The following is a 20022-nucleotide window of genomic DNA, read 5'->3' as shown; positions in this document are numbered from 1 at the left end:
TCGCACACTGTCGGCCCAGCCACGCCACTGTACTCTCGCCGCACGTCGGAGCGGCACCGGGGAGGCCGCTACCGCGCGACGACCGCCCGAACCGGTCTCCTGTGAGCATTGACACATGCCCGACACAACGCAATGATCACGTAGCTGTGCGCGCCGAACAACCGATACGGACACATTTCGGCACATCCCCCAGCGCATGCACAACATGATCCCTGTTGGGGGCTGCCCTTCCCCCGGTGTCCTGAGGCGCGCACCGAGAAGGGATGTGTTGTCAAGGTGGTACAACGCTCACGCCTGGCGCAGGTGGCCGGGTTGTCTCTCGTCGCGGGCCTGCTCGCGGCGGCCCCGGCCCAGGCCGATCAGAGCTCGGAGCTCGCCCCCCTCCACCCGCTGCCCACCTCCTACGACGGCGAACCGGTGCACCAGGCCGAGGGCCTGTGGTTCGTCGAGATGGAGAGCCCTCCCACGTCGGAGGGCACCGCGACGGCCACGGTCGAAGGCGAGCACGAACAGTTCCGGGCCGAGGCCGACGGCCACGGCCTGGACTACGACGAACGCCACGCCTTCGACGACCTGTGGAACGGCCTCTCGGTCGAGATGGATGAGGCCCAGGTCGGATCGGCCCGCCAGATCCCGGGTGTGAAGGCCGTGCATCCGGTCCTGCGCCACGAGATCCCCGAGGTCGACGACAGTGAACCCGACATGGACACGGCGCTGCCCATGACCGGGGCCGACGTCGCCCGGAACGAACTCGGCCTCAGTGGCGAGGGCCTGCGTGTGGCCGTCATGGACACCGGTGTGGACTACACCCACCCGGACCTGGGCGATGGTGGTTTCCCCAACGACCGTGTAGTGGCCGGGTACGACTTCGTCGGCGACGACTACAACGCGGGCGAGCCGGGGTCGGACGTGCCCCGGCCCGACGGGGACCCCCAGGACTGCAACGGCCACGGCACCCACGTGGCCGGCATCGTCGGCGCCGAGGGCGAGGTCACGGGTGTGGCCCCCGAGGTGGAGCTCGGTGCGTACAAGGTGTTCGGGTGCGAGGGTTCCACCGACGCCGACATCATGCTGGCCGCCATGGAGGCCTCCCTCGAGGACGACATGGACGTACTGAACATGAGTATCGGTTCGGCGCACTCCTGGCCGCAGTACCCGACCGCCGTGGGCGCCGACAACCTCGTCGACCAGGGTGTGAGCGTGGTCGCCTCCATCGGTAACTCCGGTGACACGGGCCTGTACTCGGCCGGTGCCCCCGGCCTGGGCGAGAGCGTCATCGGTGTGGCCGCCTTCGACAACACCCACATCGAGACCGCGACCGCTCTGGCCCGGCCCGGTGGCGAGACCGTCCCGTACATGGGGATGGACTCGGCCCCCGAGCCCCCGGCCTCGGGCGAGACCGACGAACTCGTGCACGTGGGCCGCGCATGCCTGTCCGAGGGCGACGAACTCGAGGAGGACCCCGAGGGCAGGACCGCACTCGTGGCCCGCGGCCAGTGCGAGTTCGGCGCCAAGTACGAGGCCGCCGTGGAGGCCGGGGCGACCGCCGTGGTCATGTACAACAACCTGCCCGGCATGTTCTCCGGCGGCGGACTGCCCGACCTGGGTGTGCCCTCCATCGGGGTCTCCGACGAGACCGGCGCGCACCTCGTCGACCTCATCGAGGCCGGGGACGCCCCGACCCTGGAGTGGACCGAGGAGCATGTGCAGACGCCCAACCCGACCGGCGGCACCATCAGCTCGTTCAGTTCCTTCGGCCTGTCCCCCGACCTGGCGCTCAAACCCGACCTGGGCGCCCCGGGCGGCCTGATCAACTCCACCTATCCGATGGCGATGGGCGAGTACGCCACGCTCAGCGGCACGTCGATGTCGGCACCGCACGTGGCGGGCGGCGTGGCCCTGCTCCTGGAGGCCCGCCCCGATCTGGACCCGCACGGGATCCGCTCGGTGCTGCAGAACAGCGCTGATCCCAAGGACTGGTGGGGCGACCCCGAGTCCGGGTTGATCGACAACGTGCACCGCCAGGGCGCGGGCATGCTCGACGTTCCCGGCGCGGTACTGGCCGGCACGAGCGTGGCACCCGGCAAGCTCTCCCTCGGCGCTACCGAGGGCGCCGTCACCGAGACGGTCACCGTCACCAACGGCAGCGAGACCGAGAAGACCTACGCCCTCGGGCACGAGGCGTCCGTGGGCACCCACGGCGACACGTTCGCGCCCTCGTTCAACGACGCAGCCGCGGCGGTGAGCTTCTCCGAGGACGAGGTCACCGTGCAGCCGGGCTCCTCGGCCGAGGTCGAGGTCACCGTCACCCCGCCCGCCCGCGATTTCGAGCAGATGATCTACGGCGGGTACCTCACCGTGGGCGACGGCGCCGGGGAGGTGTACCGGGTGCCCTACGCCGCCTACAACGGCGACTACCAGGAGATCGATGCACTGCCCGTGGGCGGGGAGATGCCCGCGTTGACCCAGGTCACCGAGTGCGCGAGCTTCGACGGCCTGGACTGCGTCGACCCGGGCGCGGTCTTCGACCCGAGCCCGGGGGGCGAAGCCTTCACGATGGACTGGGTCGACGGGCTGCCGGACATGCCCTACTTCCTCGTGCACTTCTCCCACCACACCACCGAGGTGCGCATGGTCGTGATCGACGAGCGGACCGGACGCCCGGTCCACCCGGACCGCAACGTGGCCGTGCAGGTGGACCACGTGAACCGCAGCGCTTCCCCCGACGCGTACTTCAGTTACCCGTGGGACGGCACGGTCGTGGATTCCCACGGCCGGGTCACCGACGTGGACGACGGCGAGTACCGCCTGGAGCTGCGTGCGCTGAAGGCGCTCGGTGACCCGGAGGAGGAGGACCACTGGGAGTCCTGGACCTCGCCGGTCGTCACCATCGACCGCAGCTAGGCGGGATCTCGCCGCCGGCGCCGATACCGGTGGCGCCAGGAGCGGGTTCCCCGCGCACCGCCCCGGGTCACGGACCCGGGGTGGTGCGCTCCAGTTTCTGGCTGATGACCTGGGAGATCCCGTCCCCCTTCATCGTGACGCCGTACAGGGCGTCGGCCGCCTCCATCGTGCGTTTCTGGTGGGTGATGACGATGAGCTGGGAGGCCGACCGCAGCTCCTCGAAGATCACCAGCAGGCGCTGCAGGTTGGTGTCGTCCAGGGCCGCCTCGACCTCGTCCATCACGTAGAACGGCGACGGGCGCGCCTTGAAGATCGCCGCGAGGAAGGCCACCGCCGTGAGCGAGCGTTCCCCGCCCGAGAGCAGGGACAGGCGCTTGACCTTCTTGCCGGGCGGGCGCGCCTCCACCTCGATCCCCGTGGTGAGCATGTCGTCGGGGTCGGTCAGCACCAGCTTGCCCTCGCCCCCGGGGAAGAGGCGGCCGAAGATCTCGGCGAACTCGCGCTCCACGTCGAGGAAGGCCGCGGAGAAGACCTCCTGCACCCGCGAATCCACCTCGGCGACGATGTCCATGAGGTCGCTGCGGGTCTTCTTGAGGTCCTCCAACTGCGCGTTGAGGAAGGCGTGGCGCTCCTCCAGCGCGGCGAACTCCTCCAACGCCAACGGGTTGATCTTGCCGAGCTGGTTGAGTTTGCGCTCGGCCGCCTTGTACCGCTTCTCCTGGACCTCGCGCACGTACGGGACCGGGGCGGCGTCCTCACCGGCGTCCGCGGGCGGGGGCACCGGGACCTTCGGCCCGTACTCGCGCACGAGCGTGGGCACGTCCACGCCCAGTTCCTCGACGGCCTTGGTCTCCATCTGTTCCAGGCGCATGCGGCGCTCGGCCCGGGCGATCTCACCGCTGTGCGCAGAGCTGGTGAGTTTCTCCATCTCCACCGAGAGCTCGCGTACACGGGCGCGCACCGTCTTGAGTTCGGCGTCGCGCTCCTCCTTGGCTGCCTCGGCGGCGGTCCGTTCGGTGTCGGCGGCCGTGCGGGACCGGCCGATGCGTTCCAGGGCCAGGCCGGCGCTCTGTACCACCGCCTCGGCGACCGTGGCCTGGGCGACCCGGACACGGCGGCGTTCGGCGGCGCGTTCGACGGCGCTGCGTTCCTCGGCGGCCTGGGCGAGCAGCGCGTCGGCCCGCCCGGAGACCGACCGGAGCCGCTCCTCGGCGGTACGCACGGTCAGGCGGCGCTCCGTCTCGGTGGCGCGTGCGCGTGAGGCATGCGCGGCGAGTTCGTCGCGGACCTCGGGGTCGGGGGCCTCCTCCTCGATCGAGGAGGCCATCTCCTCGGCCTCGGCGTACTCCTCCTCCAGGCGCGCGAGTTTGGCGGCGTCCTCCTCGCGCGCGGTACGGGCCTTCTCGCTCGCCTTCGCGTAGCGCTCGGCCTCCGCCTCGGCCGAGCGCGCCTGTCCGCCGAGCTTGCCGAGCTTCTGTGCGCTCTCGTTGCGTTTGCGGTCGTTCTGCTTGCGCCGGGCGGCGAGCTCCTCGACCTGTTCGGCACAGGTGCGGCGTTCGGCCTGGGCCTCGGCCAGGGCCTCACTGGCCACACGCGCGGTCTCCGTGGCCGACTCCAGGGCCTCGGCGGCCTCATCCACCGCGGACCGGACCTCCAGGAGGCTGGGCGCCCCGGCCGATCCGCCGTGCGCCATCACCGGGGTGAACACGTCTCCCTCGGGGGTGACGGCACGCACCTGCGGCAGTTTGTCGACGAGGTCGCGCGCTCGGGCGGCGCTGTCGACCAGAGCGGTGCGGTCGAGGAGGGCGGCCACGGTCCCTGCCACGTGTTCGGGCACCACGACCGCGTCCAGGGCCCAGCTCGTCCCCTCGGGCAGGGACGGCCACTCCTGGCGGGGCACACCGCCCAGGCCGGCCTCGGTGGCGGCGCGGGCCACGACGATGCCTGCACGCCCGGCCTCCTCCGAACGCAGCAGGTCCAGTGCGGCCACGGCGGCCTCGGGGTCGGTGACCGCAACGGCCCCGGCGGCCTGGCCGAACGCGGAGGCCACCGCCGTCTCGTGGCCGCCCTCGACCTGGACCATCGCCGGAAGGCTGCCCAGGGTGCCCGGGAGCTCGGCGCCGAGCAGGGTGTCGGCGCCGTCCTTGCTGGCCAGGCCCAGTTCCAGGGCTTCCTTGCGTGCGGCCAGGGCGGAGCGTTCGTTCTCGGCGGCGCGTTCCTCGCCGCGGAGGCGGTTGAGGCGGTCCTCCACCTCGGCGAGGCGGGCAGCGGCCTCCTCCTGGGCGGTGTCCGTCTCGGCGTCGCCCTCGTCGAGACCGGTGGACTCCTCCGCAGCGGCCTCGTACTCGGCCTGGGCCTCCTCGGAACGCCGGGCGGCCTCCTGAGCGGCTTCCTGGGAGCGGGCGATCTCCTCGTCGGCGGAGGCCAGGCGCGACCGCAAGCTCTCCACCCGGGTCCCCATGCGCACGATGCCCTCGCGGCGCTCGGCGGAGGCACGGTTGGCCGCTTCCAGCCGTTTCTCCTCGCGGTGGAGAGAGTCCTCTGCGGTGCCGCGTTCGGTCACCGCGGCCTCGAGCTGCTCGCGGGCCTCCTCGAGGCGTTCGGCGAGCTCCTCCTCCTGGGCCGCGGCCTCCTCGGCCTCCATCTCCAGTTCCTCGGGGTCGCGCCGGTGGACGGGCTCCTCCGACCCGGTGGCGAGGTTGCGGTGGCGCTCGTCGGCGAGCCCGCGCACGGCATCGAGGCGTTCGGTGAGGCGGGACAGCGCGTGGTAGGCCTCGGTGGCCGAGGCCAGCGCGGGGGCGGCCGCGGTGGAGCGTTCCTCCAGCTCGGCCTCGCGTTCCTGGGCGCGTTTGAGGGAGGTCTCGGTGGCCTGGCGTTTGGCCTGGACCTCCTTCTCGTCGGCCTCCTCCTCGGCGAGCTGGTCGGTGAGGGTGACGATGTCGTCGGCGAGCAGGCGCAGGCGGGCGTCGCGCAGGTCGGCCTGGATGACGGCGGCCTTGCGGGCGAGCTCGGCCTGGCGGCCCAGCGGTTTGAGTTGGCGGCGCAGCTCCGAGGTCAGGTCGGTGACGCGGTCCAGGTTGCCCTGCATCGCGTTGAGCTTGCGGACCGCCTTCTCTTTGCGTTTGCGGTGCTTGAGGATGCCCGCAGCCTCCTCGATGAGCCCGCGGCGTTCCTCCGGTCCGGCGTGCAGGACGGTGTCGAGCTGCCCCTGGCCGACGATGACGTGCATCTCGCGTCCGATACCGGAGTCGCTGAGAAGATCCTGGATGTCGAGCAGCCGGCAGGTGTCGCCGTTGATGGAGTACTCCGAGCCACCGTTGCGGAACATGGTCCGCTTGATGGTGACCTCGGTGTAGTCGATGGGCAGGGCGCCGTCGGCGTTGTCGATGGTGAGGCTGACCTCGGCGCGGCCCAGTTCCTGGCGGGTGGAGGTGCCCGCGAAGATGACGTCCTCCATCTTGCCGCCGCGCAGGGACTTGGCGCCCTGTTCACCCATGACCCAGGAGAGCGCGTCCACGACGTTGGACTTGCCGGAGCCGTTGGGGCCCACGACACAGGTGATCCCGGGTTCGAAACGCAGGGTGGTGGCCGACGCGAACGACTTGAAGCCGCGCAGCGTCATTTTCTTGAGATACACCCTTACCTCCCGGGACGGTCACCGTCTGCTTGCACGGGCGACCACACAAGGGTGCCACGAAGCGGTGACCAGCGGGTGTGCCATCGGTCAAGGTGGCAGATCACACGGACGGGCGCCGGGGCCGCCGGCCGTGCGGGAGGGCCCGGCAGCAGGCACGGGCCGGGCGAGGCGTCCTCACGGGAGAAGGGGATGCGGGGGATGTCCGGCGGACACGGAGGGTTGTGGCAGGAGCCGCCGGGTACAAAGCAAAAAGGCCGCAACGGAAAGGAAAAGGTCGTGCGGGCAGTGGAAAAGGTTCAGTATCGGGGCACTCGAGGTGATCCCCAGGGACGCCTGTGATGGTGCGCTCGGCGTCCCCGTCAAAGGATCCTCACGCCGACGGCTGGTACCGGAACAGAACCGGCACCTCGGCGGTGTTGCGCTCAGGCGAGCGCGGGCTCCCGGTCGGACGAACCGGAGGTGTCCGTGACGGCCATGCTGAGCTGGTCGTTACGGGCCTGGAGTCGGCTGACCTCGGCCTCGAGGTCGCGCACCCGGTTCTGCAACCGGCGCATCTCCTGAGCCATACGAGGGTCGGAGCCGCCGACGTGGCCAAACAGAGCCTTCGCCATGATGTGGGTCCTCCACACTGAGTGACCAGTTGTGATGTGCGCACACGGTGTCCCGCAGGATTCGTGACGTGGTGGCCACGAGCGGGCCGGAAATGTTGCGCGGTGTACTTTCCAGAGTCTCACCGTGCGCGCTACTGGTCAAGGTTCGATTACGACAGTCGGTAACGACCAGAACCCGGACGGACACGTCCTGGGCATGTGGCACCGCGCCATACGAACCAGCGGTCACCCCCGTCGCCGGGTTCGTTCCAGAGGCCTCGGGCGCAGGGCCCTCGTCCTCGACCGCACGGTGCGGTTCGCATCGCGTTACCCTTCCAGCATACTCACCGCTCGACGAATCCGTTGAAGGTGCCCCTGGGTGAGGCCCAACGTTCGACCACGGAATCGACACGACCGGGCGTTCGGCCGCCGCGCAGATGCCCCAGGAGCCGGTCGCACGCATGCCGGTCTCCCTCGGCCACGACCTCGACACGGCCGTCCTCGAGGTTGGTGGCAGCGCCCACGAGCCCTTCCTCGAGCGCTCTGGCCCGCGCCCACCAGCGAAAACCCACACCTTGCACCTGGCCGCGCACCCACGCGGTGAGCCTGACGTGCTCGTCCGGATGCCCGGCAGCTCCGGTGTTCCCACCCGTGTACTCGTTCACTGCCCGCGCCCTCCTAACCTTCACGACAAACTTTCCTCACTACGATGCCCCACCACGTGCGCCCTGCGCGTCACAGCTTCACCACAGGCGGGCCGAGGCACCGGCTCGGATCGCTTCGGCCCTGTTCAGCGGCGCCGGCTCGGGGCCGGCTGGCAGCGCGGGCAGGAGAAGGAGGACCGGTTCATGAAGGCCTCCCGCACGATGAGCGCACCGCAGCGGCCGCACGGCTCGTCACGGCGCCCGTAGGCGTTCAGTCCCCGCTCGAAGTAACCGCTCTCGCCGTTGACGTCGACGTAGAGCCCGTCGAAGGTGGTGCCGCCCACCTCCAGGGCCTCGCCCATCACGTCCTGCACGTGCGCGATGAGGGTGAGCGCCTGGGTGTCGGAGAGCCCGCGCGTGGACCGGCCCCAGTGCAGGCCCGCCCGCCACAGGGCCTCGTCGGCGTAGATGTTGCCGACACCGCTGACCACGGACTGGTCGAGCAGGGCACGCTTGACCTCGGTGCGTTTGGTGCGCAGAGCCCGGACGAGCTCCTGCGGCACGAACCCGGGATCGAGCGGGTCCAGGGCGATGTGGTCGACCACGGAGGGAACGTCGGGTCGCTCTCCTCCGGAGGCGACCATGAGGTGGCCGAAGGTGCGCTGGTCCACGAACCGCAGTTCCTGGCCCTCAGACAGAGGCAGGCGCACCCGCAGGTGCTTCTCGTCGGGTTTCCCGGCGGGCTGCACCAGCATCTGGCCGCTCATGCCCAGGTGGGCCAGGAGCATGTCACCGGTGTCCAGCACCAACCACATGTACTTGCCGCGGCGGCGCACGGACGTGGGCACCGCACCGGACAGGCGCGCGGTGAAGTCGGCGGCTCCGGGAGCATGGCGACGGATCGATCGCGGGTGCAGGACCTCGACCGTGCCGACCGTGCGGCCCACGGCGTGCGTTTGCAGGCCCCGGCGGACGACCTCGACCTCGGGCAGCTCGGGCACGTCTGTTACCCCTGTCCCCCGTTGTCGCCGGCCTGGACCGAGCGGGCGCGGATCGCCTTCCACGCCGACTCCGCGGCCTGCTGCTCGGCCTCCTTCTTGCTCCGGCCCTCACCGAGCCCGTAACTCTCGCCGGCCACACGCACGGTCGCGCGGAAGGTCTTCTGGTGGTCGGGGCCGGACTCCTCCACCTGGTACTCGGGCACGCCGAGCATCTCCGAGGCGGTGAGCTCCTGCAGGGACGTCTTCCAGTCCAGCCCCGCGCCCAGGCCGGAGGCGGTGGCGATGAGCGGGTCGAACAGGCGGTGCACGAACTCCGACGCGGTGTCGAGGCCGCGGTCGAGGTAGACGGCGCCGATGATCGCTTCGAGGGTGTCCGCCAGGATCGAGGACTTGTCTCGGCCCCCGGTGCCCTCCTCGCCACGGCCGAGCCGGATGAACTCGCCCAGACCCAGGCCGCGGGAGACGTCGGCGAGCGCGCGCATGTTGACGACGGCGGCCCGCAGCTTGGCGAGCTGGCCCTCGGGCAGGTCCGGGTGCTTGCGGAAGAGGGTGTCGGTCACCACCAGGCCGAGCACGGAGTCACCGAGGAACTCCAGCCGCTCGTTGGTGGGCAGGCCGCCCTTCTCGTACGCGTAGGAACGGTGCGTGAGGGCGCGCAGGACGATACCCGCGTCGATCTCCACACCGATGGCCTTGTTGAAGGCCCGGGATTCGGAGGCGGAAAGCTGCTGGTTGGCCACGCGTGATCACTTCCATGGTCGTGCGCGCCGGGCGGGTCCGGGTCGGCGCAGGCAGCCCCCGGTCCTGCCCCACCTCCACCTGCCCGGCGCTGAGCGGATCGGACGCGTGCGGGCCGGTCTGGACCGCGGTGCTCGAAAACGAGGTGATCGTCGCGGGAGTGCGACTCCCCCGGCAGCCACCACGAACTCGGGAACCACGGCCAGCTCGTGGACCGGGCCCCGTCGCGCCCCTGGGTTGCGCCACCACTCTACAAAGCCCCGGACAGAGAAGTGCCGCGCTCCCCGTCGCTGGGGAACGCGGCACTTCAGCATCCGGTCTCCGCGGGCCTCGGGCCCTGACAGGAGCACTGGTCAGGACGGGTTGACGACCTGGCGGTTGTTGTAGGTGCCGCAGGTCGGGCACGCGGTGTGGGGCTGCTTCGGGTCACGGCAGCGCGGGCAGGTGCCCAGCACCGGGCGCTGCGCCTTCCACTGGGAACGACGGATCCGGGTGTTGCTCCGCGACATCTTCCGCTTCGGGACGGCCACTTCAATCCTCCTGGGTCACCCCCGCGCGGTCGCGGGAGATCGATCGTCTGGTCGGCCCCGCGTGCTCTGCGGGGCGGGTGTGCTCCGGTCACGGGGCGCCCGGGCCGGTGGCCGGACCCTCCCGTGTGCACGGGGCAGTGCTCTCAGCGTTCGCCGGGGTCCTCCGCGAGATTGCGGAGGGCCTCCCAACGGGGGTCGATTCGTTCGCCGTGACCGTGGTCGGGACCGGCCTCGGCGAGCTTGACCCCGCACTCGGGGCACAGGCCGGGACAGTCCGGACCGCACAACGGTGAGAGCGGGAGAGCGAGAACGACGGCGTCTCGGACCACGGGGTCGAGGTCGAGCAGGTCGCCCTCAAGATAGTAGTCCTCCTCGTCCTCGTCCTCGTCCTCGCCGTCGGCACTCTCGTTCTCGTCGGACTCGTAGTGGAAGAGCTCCTGGTAGCTCGCCTCCAGGTCCTCCGAGAGCGGGTCGAGGCAGCGCGAGCACTCAGCCGTCATACGTCCCCGGACGGTGCCGGTGACGAGGACACCCTCCATCACGGCCTCGAGCCGGAGATCGAGTTCGACCTCCGCGCCCTCGGGGATGGACGCCATCGGCGTCGCGAACGCCTCTGGGACGTTCACGATGCGATTGACGGTCCGCATCGACCCCGGCTGGCGGCCCAGCGAGCGGGTGTCGACCACGAACGGGTCACGGGGATCAAGACGGGACTGGGTCATCGCGCTTTCACGAAAGGTTGCGGAGCTTGCCGGACACCGCGCACGTGCTGTGGCCGATGCCGGGAAACGGGACCGGTGGTGTTCCGTTCGCGGGTCCCCTCCGGGGGCGGGACATGCGGTGTCCCTCCTACGGAGCGGCAGGGCGAGGTCCGTGTGCCACGGACGACACCCATGGTCGAACCACGATTCTACCTATCATCTCCGCGCCCACCCAAATCAACCCCGGACAGGGTACTCGTCACTGCTCCGCGGCGCGCTCGGCGTACTTCTCCCGCAGCCGCTTCTGGACGTAAGGGGTGACCAGGCTGGAGACGTCGCCGTTGTGCTGGGCGATCTCCCGCACGAGGCTGGAGGAGAGGAACGAGTACTGCGGATTCGCGGTCATGAACACCGTCTCCACACCCGAGAGACGGTAGTTCATCTGGGCGATCTGGAGCTCGTAGTCGAAGTCGCTGACCGAACGCAGGCTGCGGACGATGGTGTCGATGCCGTTGGCCCGGCAGAAGTCCACCAGCAGGCCGTCGAACTCGGCGGCGGCGACGTTGCCGAAGTCCGCCGTGCCCTCGGAGAGCATGTCGAGTTTCTCGTCGACGGTGAACAGACCGCGCTTGTTGATGTTGTTCAGCACGGCGACGACGACCTCGTCGTACTGTTTGGCGGCCCGGCCGACGATGTCGATGTGACCGTAGGTGACCGGGTCGAACGATCCCGGGCAGACGGCACGGCGCACTGTGGATCACCCCTTTCCGAAGGCTCTCGTGTTGCCGGGACGGCTTCCCCGTCCGCGGTCCCGCGGACAAGGGATACGCATCACATATGTCTCAATCCCGGCAGATCATGTCCAGAGTGGGCATGACGGGCACATACCCCCCGCCATCCTCCCCCATCCGTCTCCGGCGGCCGTGACCCGGATCCCCATCACAGGGACCGGGCCACGCGCCAGGCACACCTGTCCCGGCCGCGAGCCCGGGTGCACGGCACCGCGCCCCGGGCCGGGCGGACCAGCGCTCCCCCGCGCGGGGCTCCGGGCAGCAGGTCAGGCGGGACGGGCGTACCAGAGCACGGCCTCACCGTAGGTACGGCTGCGGTCGCGCACGAGTCCGTCGGGCCAGACGGGTTCCGGACTGCGCTTGGAACGCTCCAGGGCCACGACGGCGTCGGGGGCGAGCCAACCCTGGTCCACGAGGGCGCTCAGCACCTCGGCGAGCCCCTCCTCCCCCACGGCGTAGGGAGGGTCGGCCACGATCAGGTCGTACGGCTCGTCCGGGCCCCGGTCGAGGACCCGCTCGACACGGTCGGCAGCGATCCGCGCGGACAACCGGAGCGCCTTCGTGTTCGCCTTGATGGTCGCGGCGGCCTTCCGGTCGGCCTCGACCAGCAGGGCGTGCCCGGCCCCGCGGGAGAGCGCCTCCAGACCGATCGCGCCCGACCCGGAGTACAGGTCCAGCACACGTATGCCCTGCAGCGTTCCCAGGTCCGACTGGGCGGAGGAGAAAAGCGCCTCCCGGGCACGGTCACTGGTGGGGCGGGTGGTGCGGCCGTCGGGGGCGTCGATGCGCCGCCCGCCCGCGGTTCCGGCGATGATGCGGGTCATGGCACCAAGGTAGCGGCCGGCGGCGGCCAGGGCCTGTCCGGCGGGGGCGAACACCACACCTAGGGAGTGTTTTTCAGAAGGCTTTCGGATCAGCGAGCGGCCGCCCAGGCAATCTCTCGCAAGACGATGTGCGAAGTTGCCCCTACTGTGCCCTGCTACGCAAGCTCCGCAGCGTCGCACAGCGGGGGCCCGCCTGGTTGTGCTTCACGAGCGCAGAGACGCAACGAGAGGCAGCCTGGTGGATGCGAGCCCGGAATGATTCAAAAAACACGACCTAGCCCTTGTCCAGGTACTCGGCCCTCTCCTCGGGCAACAGGGTGTCCAGGGCCTCGGCGNTGTGGCGGGCGGCCTCCTCGCGCGCCCGGCCGATGAGTTCCTCGTCGCGCAGCAGGGTGAGCATGCGCAGGCTGGACCGGGCCCCGGACTGCGCCTCACCGAGCACGTCGCCCTCCCGGCGCATCTTCAGGTCCTCGCGGGAGAGCTCGAACCCGTCGGTGGTCGCGGCGACCGCGGCGAGCCGTTCGCGTGCGGGAGTGCCCTCCTCGGCCTCGGTCACGAGCAGGCACAGGCCGGGGAGTCCACCGCGCCCCACACGTCCGCGCAGCTGGTGGAGCTGGGAGACCCCGAACCGGTCGGCGTCCATGATCACCATCGTCGTGGCGTTGGGCACGTCCACACCGACCTCGATGACCGTGGTCGAGACCAGGACGTCGATCTCCCCCGCGGCGAAGCCCCGCATCGCCTCGTCCTTCTCCTCGGGGGCCATCCGCCCGTGCAGGGGCTCCACCCGCAGATCGGGCAGAGTCTCTTTCTGCAGCCGGGCGTACAGGTCGAGCACGGAGGCCGAGGGGTCGTCGTCGGTGTCGCCGATGCGGGGGCACACCACGAACGCCTGGCGCCCGGACCGGACCTCCTCGCGCACCCGTTCCCAGGCGCGCGACAGGAAGTGCGGCTTCTCCAACGCAGGCACCACGTGTGTGGACATCCCCGCGCGCCCGGACGGCAGCTGGGTGAGAGAGACCACATCGAGATCGCCGTAGACGGTCATCGCCACGGTCCGCGGGATGGGCGTGGCGGTCATCACCAACACGTGCGGGCGCCCGGATGCCGCCTTCTCCCGGAGGGCGTCGCGCTGCTCCACGCCGAACCGGTGCTGTTCGTCGACCACGACCAGCCCCAGGTCGGCGAAGGAGACGTGTTCCTGCAGCAGGGCGTGGGTGCCCACGACGATCCCGGACTGCCCCGAGGCGGCCTCCAGCAGCGCCTCGCGCCGGGCCGCCGCCCCCATCGATCCGGTGAGCAGACTCACCCTCGTGGCGTGGTCGGCGCCGTCGATCTGCCCGGCCCGCGCCAGGGGACCGAGCATCGCGGTGATGGAACGGTGGTGCTGCTGGGCCAGGACCTCCGTGGGCGCCAGCAGCACGGCCTGCCCCCCGGAGTCGACCACCCGCAGCATCGCGCGCAGTGCCACGAGCGTCTTGCCCGCACCGACGTCGCCCTGGAGCAGGCTGTGCATGGGCCGGGTCCCGGCGATCCGCTCGGCCAGGCCCTCGCCCACCTCCTCCTGCCCGTCGGTGAGGGTGAAGGGCAGCTGTGCGTCGAAGGCGGCCAGGATCCCGTCGTCGGTACCGGGCCGCGGCTGTGCCGAGAGTTCCTCAGCCTTGTGGCGCCGCATCGCCAGTGCGAGCTGGAGCACGAACGCCTCGTCCCACTTGAGGCGCTCGCGGGCACGGTCGATGTCCCCGCCGTTAGCGGGTCGGTGGATCCCCTTCAGGGCCTCGGCGATCCCGGACAGGCCGTGGCGTTCACGTACCTGCGGCGGCAACGGGTCGGGCAGCTCCTCCACCCGCGCCAGCGCCATCTCCACACCCATGGCGATACGCGAGGAGTCCAGTCCCTTGACCGCCGGATAGACGGGGATGATCTGGTCGGCGTAGGCGCGTGCCTCCTCCTCCGACAGCTCCTCGCCCTCCAGGAGCTGGTACTCGGGGTGATCCAACTGGCGGCGCCCCCGGTAGGTGGAGACCCGCCCCGAGATCATCGCCAGCCGCCCGGGCACGAGTTTGCCCTGGTGGAACGAGCCGCGGTTGAAGAAGGTCAGGTGCAGCCGCCCGGTGCCGTCCGTCACGGTGACCTCGAGCATGTCCATCCGGCGGCGTTTGCCCCGGGCGGGGATCGTGCGGCGGCGCGCGTCGAGCACCCGGGCCTGCACCGTGACGTCCTCGCCCTCCAGGAGCACGGCGAGGTCGGTGAGATCGCCCCTGCGGTCGTAGCGGCGGGGATAGTAACGCAGCAGGTCCCCGAGGGTGTGCAGGTCGAGTTTGTCCTTGAAGGTGCGCGCCGAGCCGCCGAGCGGCGTGCGCAGCGGTTCGTCCCAGGTGCTCACTGTGGTTCCCGTCCGGATTCGGCGATGACCGGCTGATGAGCGCCAGGTTAGAGGTTCGGAGCCTGTTTCGAAGGCCTCGGGGTCTCAGATCCGCATCGGCACCCGGGCCTTCTCAAGCGGGGTATACTGGTCGCAGTTCATCGCGTGTTCGCTGTGCCCGCACGGCGGATCCGATGCTCCGGTGGGTGACGGAGCAGTGCTCTCACCACGGCCCACCTTCGCACGAAGACGTTCGGTCTGCGGCCCGATTCCGCGTCCGACCATGCTTTTCGTGTACTCTTCGACGGTTGGCGACCGCGTCGCCGACCTACCTCGACCTCTTCCGGTCGGATCAGACCCTTCGCGTGCGGCGACGTGCGCGATCCCGAGCGCTTGAATGGAGTTACCGTGGCTTCCGTTTGCGACGTCTGCGGCAAGGGACCAGGGTTCGGTAACAGTGTTTCCCACTCGCACCGTCGCACCCGCCGCCGCTGGAACCCCAACATCCAGACCGTCCGCACCCGTGTCGGTGGCACGCCCAAGCGCGTGAACGCCTGCACCTCGTGCATCAAGGCCGGCAAGGTCGTCGGCTGAGGCTTCGGCCGTAGAATTCCTCGAAGCGCCCTCCGACACCGTCGGGGGGCCTTCGTCGTTTCCGGGGCCTTCGCGCGGCAGGATCGGGGCACGCGGCGCGGTGTGCACGACCGGTCCGGCATGTACGCCGGTCCGGGGCGCAAGGGGTACGCGGCCGGCGCGGGGAGGGCCCCGTCCAGGGTGCCCCGGGGGCTCAGAGGTTGCAGACGTGACCGTTGAGCGAGCAGCGCGCCGGCGGGTCCTCGGGGTCTCCCATGGCGTCGAAGGAGATCGTGGCCGACTCCCCGGGGTCGAGGCCGTCGCCGTTGCCGGGCTGGCGCGCCAGGATCCCGTCCTCCAACGGTTCCCAGTCGGCGTCGTGCACCTCGGTGACCTCGGCGTCGTCGAAGGCCAGCGCCAGCTCCCAGGCCTCCAGGCGGCTGTCGGAGGTGTTCGTGAGCGTGACGCTCCCGGTGAAACCCGCCGCGCCGCGGTCCACCACGCGATAGACGACGGTGGTGGGTTCGGTGCCGGCTTGTGTCCGGGGCCCTCCGGAGTTTCCGGGGTCCTGTTCGGCCGAGCTGCTTCCGGGCGGGGATTCGGGTTCCAGATCCTCCGTCGCTCCGGGGTTCTCCGAAGCGCCGGGGTCACTGCCGAACTGCAGGTAGATCTGCGTCGTGCTGTATCCGAAGAGCAGCAGCCCCAGCAGCACACCGGAGATGATCAGGACGTTGAGCAAGCGCGGCGGCTCCACACGTCTGGGTACGGTGCTGCCGAGGAATCCGCTGACGCGCCTCAGGGCACCGGCGTCCTCGGGTTCACTGCGGTGCGCGCCGCGGCGCATGGCGCGCCGCTTACCCATGCCGCCCAATGAACCGCCTCTCGACGCTGCTCTGCATCCCGGTCGCAGACCTTTCCTCGCTCACACGAGCCGCGCGGAGAAAGCCTAGCGTGCGAGTCGAACAGGACAAATCCGAGCGTGCTCACCCACGGCCGAAATGGTCCCATCCCCCGCGTGCGGGCTGGTCCCCGTCGACCGTGACACCACCAACGGTGCCCTCCTGGACCTTTTCGGACACCTGCTGGACCCGTCCCACGGTGTACCAGTGGTCGGGGAGCTCTACACCGGGCGGGAAGGTGGCGGCGAGCGCGTGGTCCTCCCCGCCGACCAGCATCAGCTCCTGCGCGACCTCGTGTTCCCGATCGGGACCGGCCCCGAGCACCCGGACGGCTTCCAGCAGCTCCGGGTCGGGACGCAGTGACATCGAGTCCAGATCGATATGCACATCGCTCGCCCGGGCCACGTGGCCGAGGTCCTGCACGAGGCCGTCACTGACGTCGAGCATGGCGGTGGCCCCCAGCCGGGCGGCCTCCGCGCCGGCAGCGTAGGGCGGGCTGGGCCGCCGGTGCTCGGACAGGCAGAGCGCGGGGCCGTCGATCCCGCGTTCCAGCAGGGCCAGGCCGGCCGCGGACAGTCCCAGAGGACCGGCGCAGGCGACCACGTCCCCCGGCCGGGCCCCGTTGCGGCGCACGGGATCGGCGCCGCCGAGGTCGCCCAGCGCGGTGACCCCGAGGGTGAGGGTGTCCGATCCCACCATGTCGCCGCCCACGACGGTGCCCCCGGCGACCGCGCACTCGTCGCGCACCCCCGCGGTGAACTCCTCGGCCCACTGCACGGGCAGGTCGGGGGGTGCCGCGAACCCGATGAGGAGGGCGGTGGGTCGCGCGCCCATCGCCGCGATGTCGGCGAAGTTCTGGGCGACCGCCCGGTGGCCCACGTCGCGGGCGCTGGACCACTCGCGGCGGAAATGGCGGCCTTCCACGAGCATGTCGGTGGTGGCCACCGTCCGCCCGTCGGATGCCGCGACGATCGCCGCGTCGTCGCCGGGGCCGAGGATGACGTCGTCCGTGATGGGGAATTGGGCTGTCACACGTGTGATCAGAGTGAACTCGCCCAGACCTCCGATGGTGTACCGCACAGAGATCAGGGTACGGTGACGCTTCGGCGCGTGGCCCAGACCTCTGCAGAGACTGTGGCCAGCGCCGACACTTTTTTCAACAGCAGTCGTGCCTTTCCTGGTCGGCCGGTGCCCCGCTCGACCCATCCCGGCTCGTACCGAAGGAGATGAACACATGGTGAAGGCTTACATCCTCATCCAGACCGAGGTCGGCCAGGCCTCGGAGGTCGCCGGACGTGTGCGTGCCATCCCGGGTGTGGACGAGGCCCATGACGTCACCGGCCCCTACGACGTCATCGTGCAGGCCCACGCCGACGACGTCGACGCCCTGGGCTCACTCGTGGTGGCCCGCATTCAGCGCCTGGACGGGATCGCCCGTACTCTGACGTGTCCTATCGTCAATATTTGAGCGGGCCCCTGCGGGCCCGGACGATTCCCCTTCCGGGTCCGACAGAGCGGGGTGGCTGAACAGTGCGCAGACGTGGTTTCGGGTCGGCGGTGGCACCGGCCCTCGGTGTGGTCCTGATCGCCACCGGCTGTGGATCGCAGACCGTGCAGATGAGTCCCCCGGAGACCGACGGGACCACCACGGAGGTCTGCTCGGCGTTCGTCGACGAGCTCCCCGAGACCCTCATGGACGCCGAGCGCGCCGAGATCCGGCCCGAGAGCGAGATCATGGCGGCCTGGGGAGACCCGCCCATCAGCCTGCGCTGCGGGGTGCCCCGCCCCGACAGCCTGCAGCCGGACTCGCTCCTGGAGGAGGTCAACGGGGTCGCGTGGCTGCCCCGGCCCGAGGACGAACCGACGATGTTCACCGCGGTCGGCCACGAGGCCTACATCGAACTGCAGGTGCCCTCGGGCCACGGGGCCCCCGCTCCGGCCCTGACGACGATGAGCGACCTGATCTCCGAGCACGTCCCGGCGTTGCCCGAGGGTTCGCTGTGAGGGCTCCCTGACACACGGGTAGGGGTCGGCGCCCGGTGACCGGTTCGGATCGGTCCACGGACGCCGGCCCCTTCTGTTTCTGCCGGCACGAGGGATACCGCCGCGTGCGGGGACGGCGGGTTATTCGGTCTCCTCGTCGGAGCCTTCGTCCTCGGCCTCCTCGTCGGCGCCGCCGTTCTCCTCACCCTGCTCGCCGCCGGCCTGTCCGAGCTGTTCCTCGATCTGCGGGGCGGTCTCGGAGATCTGGCCCGAGCACGCGGCACCCGGCTCAGGGACGTCCTGACCGCGCTCGTACAGCTGCACGTAACGCTGCAGATTCTCGTCGTCGGCGCTTTCCGCGGTGATCTGGCGGGCCCAGCTGGAGGCGACGATGGGGGCTTCCATCTCACCCTCGTAGGGGGTGACGAGGAGGTAGTCGCCGGCGTTGTACATGTCGTTGAGCGCCTGGATCTCTTCCTCGGGGAGCTCCGGGTCGTAGTTGATCCACACTGCGCCGTGCTCCAGGGAGTGCACGGCCAGTTCCGGGGTCACCGGCTCGGGGTAGACCCCGCAGTTCTGCCAACTGGACCAGTGATCGCCACCGGCCGGGGGAGACTGCTCGTAGTCCACCCTCTCTCCCATGTCCAGGTGGTTGTTGGTGACCCCCTCGAACTCCTCGACCCCCGCGATGTTGCGGCTGCGGAGCTCCATGACCACCGCGAAGACGAGCAGACCCACCACCAAGGCGGCCGCGGTGCTGATACCCGCGATCTTCCACATGCGCTTGCGGCGTTCTTCCTTGATGCGCTGGGCCTTGAGCTCTGCGGCCTTGCGCCGTCTTTCCTCGGCCGTCTTCTTCTTGGCCACTGGGTCTCCTGGGATAGGGGTGTTCTACAGGTACTTACCTATCCTCTACCTTGTCAGCACAGTCGGGCGATACGACCAGGATGTAACCGATGGAACACAATGACCAGCACGCGGAGACCTCCGCTGACATCGACGGGGCCGAGGAGCCGACCGAGGAAACGGAACCGGGGCCCTCATGGAGGTCCACGCCGACGTGGATCGCCGTGACGCTCGCCGTCCTCGCCCTCGTCGCCGGTTTTCTCGCGGGTCGGCCCTCCTACCCGCTGGACAACAGCGCGGACGCCGGTTTCCTGCGGGACATGACCGCCCACCACGCCCAGGCCGTGGACATGTCGATGGTCATCCTGGACAAGACGGACGACCGCCAACTGCACACCGTCGCCACCGACATGACCCGCACCCAGCAGTCGCAGATCGGCATGATGCAGGGCTGGCTCATGGAGTGGGAGCTGCCCTCGCGCGGGACGGAGCAGCCCATGACGTGGATGGCCGGGTCCGGCCACGACCACGGCGGCGGTGACGGAGAGGCTCCCGAGCGGATGCCCGGGCTGGCCACGGACGAGGAGCTCGAGGAGCTGGACCGGGCCGAGGGCGAGGAGGCCGAGATCATCTTCCTGGAGCTGATGATCGACCACCACCTCGGCGGGATCGAGATGGCCGAGGCCGAGGTGGAGCTCGGCGGCGAGGACATGGTCCTCGACTTCGCCCAGGGGATGATCGACGCGCAGCAGACCGAGGTCGACCTCATGGAAGGCATGCTCGAGGACCGGGGCGTGGACCCGGAGGACTGACACCGGCCACGCAAAAGGCCCGACCACGCAAAAGGCTCCCCTCAGAGCACGTGCACGGGGGCCGACCTCCCCCACAAGTGACAGGCCCGCTCAGCCACACCAGGGACCGGCTTCCCCTGGGGCCGAGCCGGCCGACCTGTAAGTCTGTTCGTGGCTGGCCTGGGGCCGGCTGGCAGGGTAGTAC

General features: G+C 70.2%; 18 protein-coding genes. 5 read left to right on the top strand and 13 right to left on the bottom strand.

All coding sequences use genetic code 11. The features are described 5' to 3' along the window. Positions 1-276 precede the first annotated feature (276 nt). Positions 277-2904 carry a S8 family serine peptidase gene (locus D473_RS0121000; RefSeq protein WP_017611008.1) on the top strand — a complete coding sequence of 876 codons (2628 nt, stop codon included), beginning with the start codon at positions 277-279 and terminating at the stop codon, positions 2902-2904. A gap of 67 nt (positions 2905-2971) precedes the next feature. Here the strand turns inward: D473_RS0121000 and smc are convergent, their stop codons facing one another. The 10 genes from smc to recG form a co-directional block, all read right to left on the bottom strand. Further along, positions 2972-6541, bottom strand: a complete 3570-nt coding sequence (gene smc / locus D473_RS0120995; RefSeq protein WP_026127166.1) for a chromosome segregation protein SMC — start codon at positions 6539-6541, stop codon at positions 2972-2974. A 422-nt stretch (positions 6542-6963) separates the two neighbouring features. Beyond that, positions 6964-7152 (bottom strand): hypothetical protein, encoded by a 189-nt coding sequence (locus D473_RS0120990; protein WP_017611006.1) that lies wholly within the window; start codon positions 7150-7152, stop codon positions 6964-6966. A 323-nt stretch (positions 7153-7475) separates the two neighbouring features. Then, positions 7476-7796, bottom strand: a complete 321-nt coding sequence (locus tag D473_RS0120985) for an acylphosphatase (RefSeq protein ID WP_017611005.1) — start codon at positions 7794-7796, stop codon at positions 7476-7478. A 125-nt stretch (positions 7797-7921) separates the two neighbouring features. After that, a complete protein-coding gene (mutM, locus tag D473_RS0120980) occupies positions 7922-8776 on the bottom strand; it encodes a bifunctional DNA-formamidopyrimidine glycosylase/DNA-(apurinic or apyrimidinic site) lyase (RefSeq protein ID WP_017611004.1) in 855 nt (284 codons plus the stop codon). 5 nt (positions 8777-8781) lie between these two features. Beyond that, entirely contained in the window at positions 8782-9516 is a 735-nt protein-coding gene (gene rnc, locus D473_RS0120975) for a ribonuclease III (RefSeq protein WP_017611003.1), read from the bottom strand. 351 nt (positions 9517-9867) lie between these two features. Further along, positions 9868-10044 carry a 50S ribosomal protein L32 gene (gene rpmF / locus D473_RS0120970; protein WP_017611002.1) on the bottom strand — a complete coding sequence of 59 codons (177 nt, stop codon included), beginning with the start codon at positions 10042-10044 and terminating at the stop codon, positions 9868-9870. A gap of 143 nt (positions 10045-10187) precedes the next feature. Beyond that, a complete protein-coding gene (locus D473_RS0120965; RefSeq protein ID WP_017611001.1) occupies positions 10188-10766 on the bottom strand; it encodes a YceD family protein in 579 nt (192 codons plus the stop codon). Positions 10767-11004: 238 nt separating this feature from the next. After that, complete coding sequence (coaD, locus tag D473_RS0120960; RefSeq protein WP_017611000.1) at positions 11005-11496, bottom strand: pantetheine-phosphate adenylyltransferase; 492 nt, start codon at positions 11494-11496, stop codon at positions 11005-11007. Positions 11497-11802: 306 nt separating this feature from the next. Further along, complete coding sequence (gene rsmD, locus D473_RS0120955) at positions 11803-12360, bottom strand: 16S rRNA (guanine(966)-N(2))-methyltransferase RsmD (protein WP_026127164.1); 558 nt, start codon at positions 12358-12360, stop codon at positions 11803-11805. A gap of 274 nt (positions 12361-12634) precedes the next feature. Further along, the gene (recG, locus tag D473_RS0120950; protein WP_017610998.1) at positions 12635-14746 is read right to left on the bottom strand and encodes an ATP-dependent DNA helicase RecG; all 2112 of its coding nucleotides are present in this window, start codon (positions 14744-14746) and stop codon (positions 12635-12637) included. A 387-nt stretch (positions 14747-15133) separates the two neighbouring features. Here recG and rpmB point away from each other — a divergent pair, with 387 nt between their 5' ends. Then, positions 15134-15319 carry a 50S ribosomal protein L28 gene (gene rpmB, locus D473_RS0120945; RefSeq protein WP_017610997.1) on the top strand — a complete coding sequence of 62 codons (186 nt, stop codon included), beginning with the start codon at positions 15134-15136 and terminating at the stop codon, positions 15317-15319. A 193-nt stretch (positions 15320-15512) separates the two neighbouring features. On the opposite strand, the gene D473_RS0120940 is transcribed toward rpmB, so the two are convergent. Both D473_RS0120940 and D473_RS0120935 read right to left on the bottom strand, forming a co-directional pair. Continuing rightward, positions 15513-16160 carry a cellulose binding domain-containing protein gene (locus tag D473_RS0120940; protein WP_026127163.1) on the bottom strand — a complete coding sequence of 216 codons (648 nt, stop codon included), beginning with the start codon at positions 16158-16160 and terminating at the stop codon, positions 15513-15515. Positions 16161-16281: 121 nt separating this feature from the next. Next, positions 16282-17277 (bottom strand): thiamine-phosphate kinase, encoded by a 996-nt coding sequence (locus D473_RS0120935; RefSeq protein WP_017610995.1) that lies wholly within the window; start codon positions 17275-17277, stop codon positions 16282-16284. A gap of 154 nt (positions 17278-17431) precedes the next feature. Between D473_RS0120935 and D473_RS0120930 the strand changes: the two genes are divergently transcribed. Together D473_RS0120930 and D473_RS0120925 are read left to right on the top strand one after the other, a co-directional pair. Next, complete coding sequence (locus D473_RS0120930) at positions 17432-17665, top strand: Lrp/AsnC family transcriptional regulator (RefSeq protein ID WP_017610994.1); 234 nt, start codon at positions 17432-17434, stop codon at positions 17663-17665. A gap of 62 nt (positions 17666-17727) precedes the next feature. After that, positions 17728-18201 carry a DUF3515 domain-containing protein gene (locus D473_RS0120925; RefSeq protein WP_083918057.1) on the top strand — a complete coding sequence of 158 codons (474 nt, stop codon included), beginning with the start codon at positions 17728-17730 and terminating at the stop codon, positions 18199-18201. A gap of 120 nt (positions 18202-18321) precedes the next feature. Here the strand turns inward: D473_RS0120925 and D473_RS0120920 are convergent, their stop codons facing one another. Continuing rightward, positions 18322-19047, bottom strand: a complete 726-nt coding sequence (locus tag D473_RS0120920; RefSeq protein ID WP_017610992.1) for a DUF3105 domain-containing protein — start codon at positions 19045-19047, stop codon at positions 18322-18324. 89 nt (positions 19048-19136) lie between these two features. Between D473_RS0120920 and D473_RS0120915 the strand changes: the two genes are divergently transcribed. Then, positions 19137-19838, top strand: coding sequence for a DUF305 domain-containing protein (locus D473_RS0120915; protein ID WP_017610991.1), 702 nt, complete (start codon positions 19137-19139; stop codon positions 19836-19838). Positions 19839-20022: the final 184 nt, after the last annotated feature.

Source organism: Nocardiopsis xinjiangensis YIM 90004, assembly GCF_000341145.1.
Classification (GTDB): domain Bacteria; phylum Actinomycetota; class Actinomycetes; order Streptosporangiales; family Streptosporangiaceae; genus Nocardiopsis; species Nocardiopsis xinjiangensis.
This window is presented reverse-complemented; position numbering and strand designations above follow the sequence as displayed.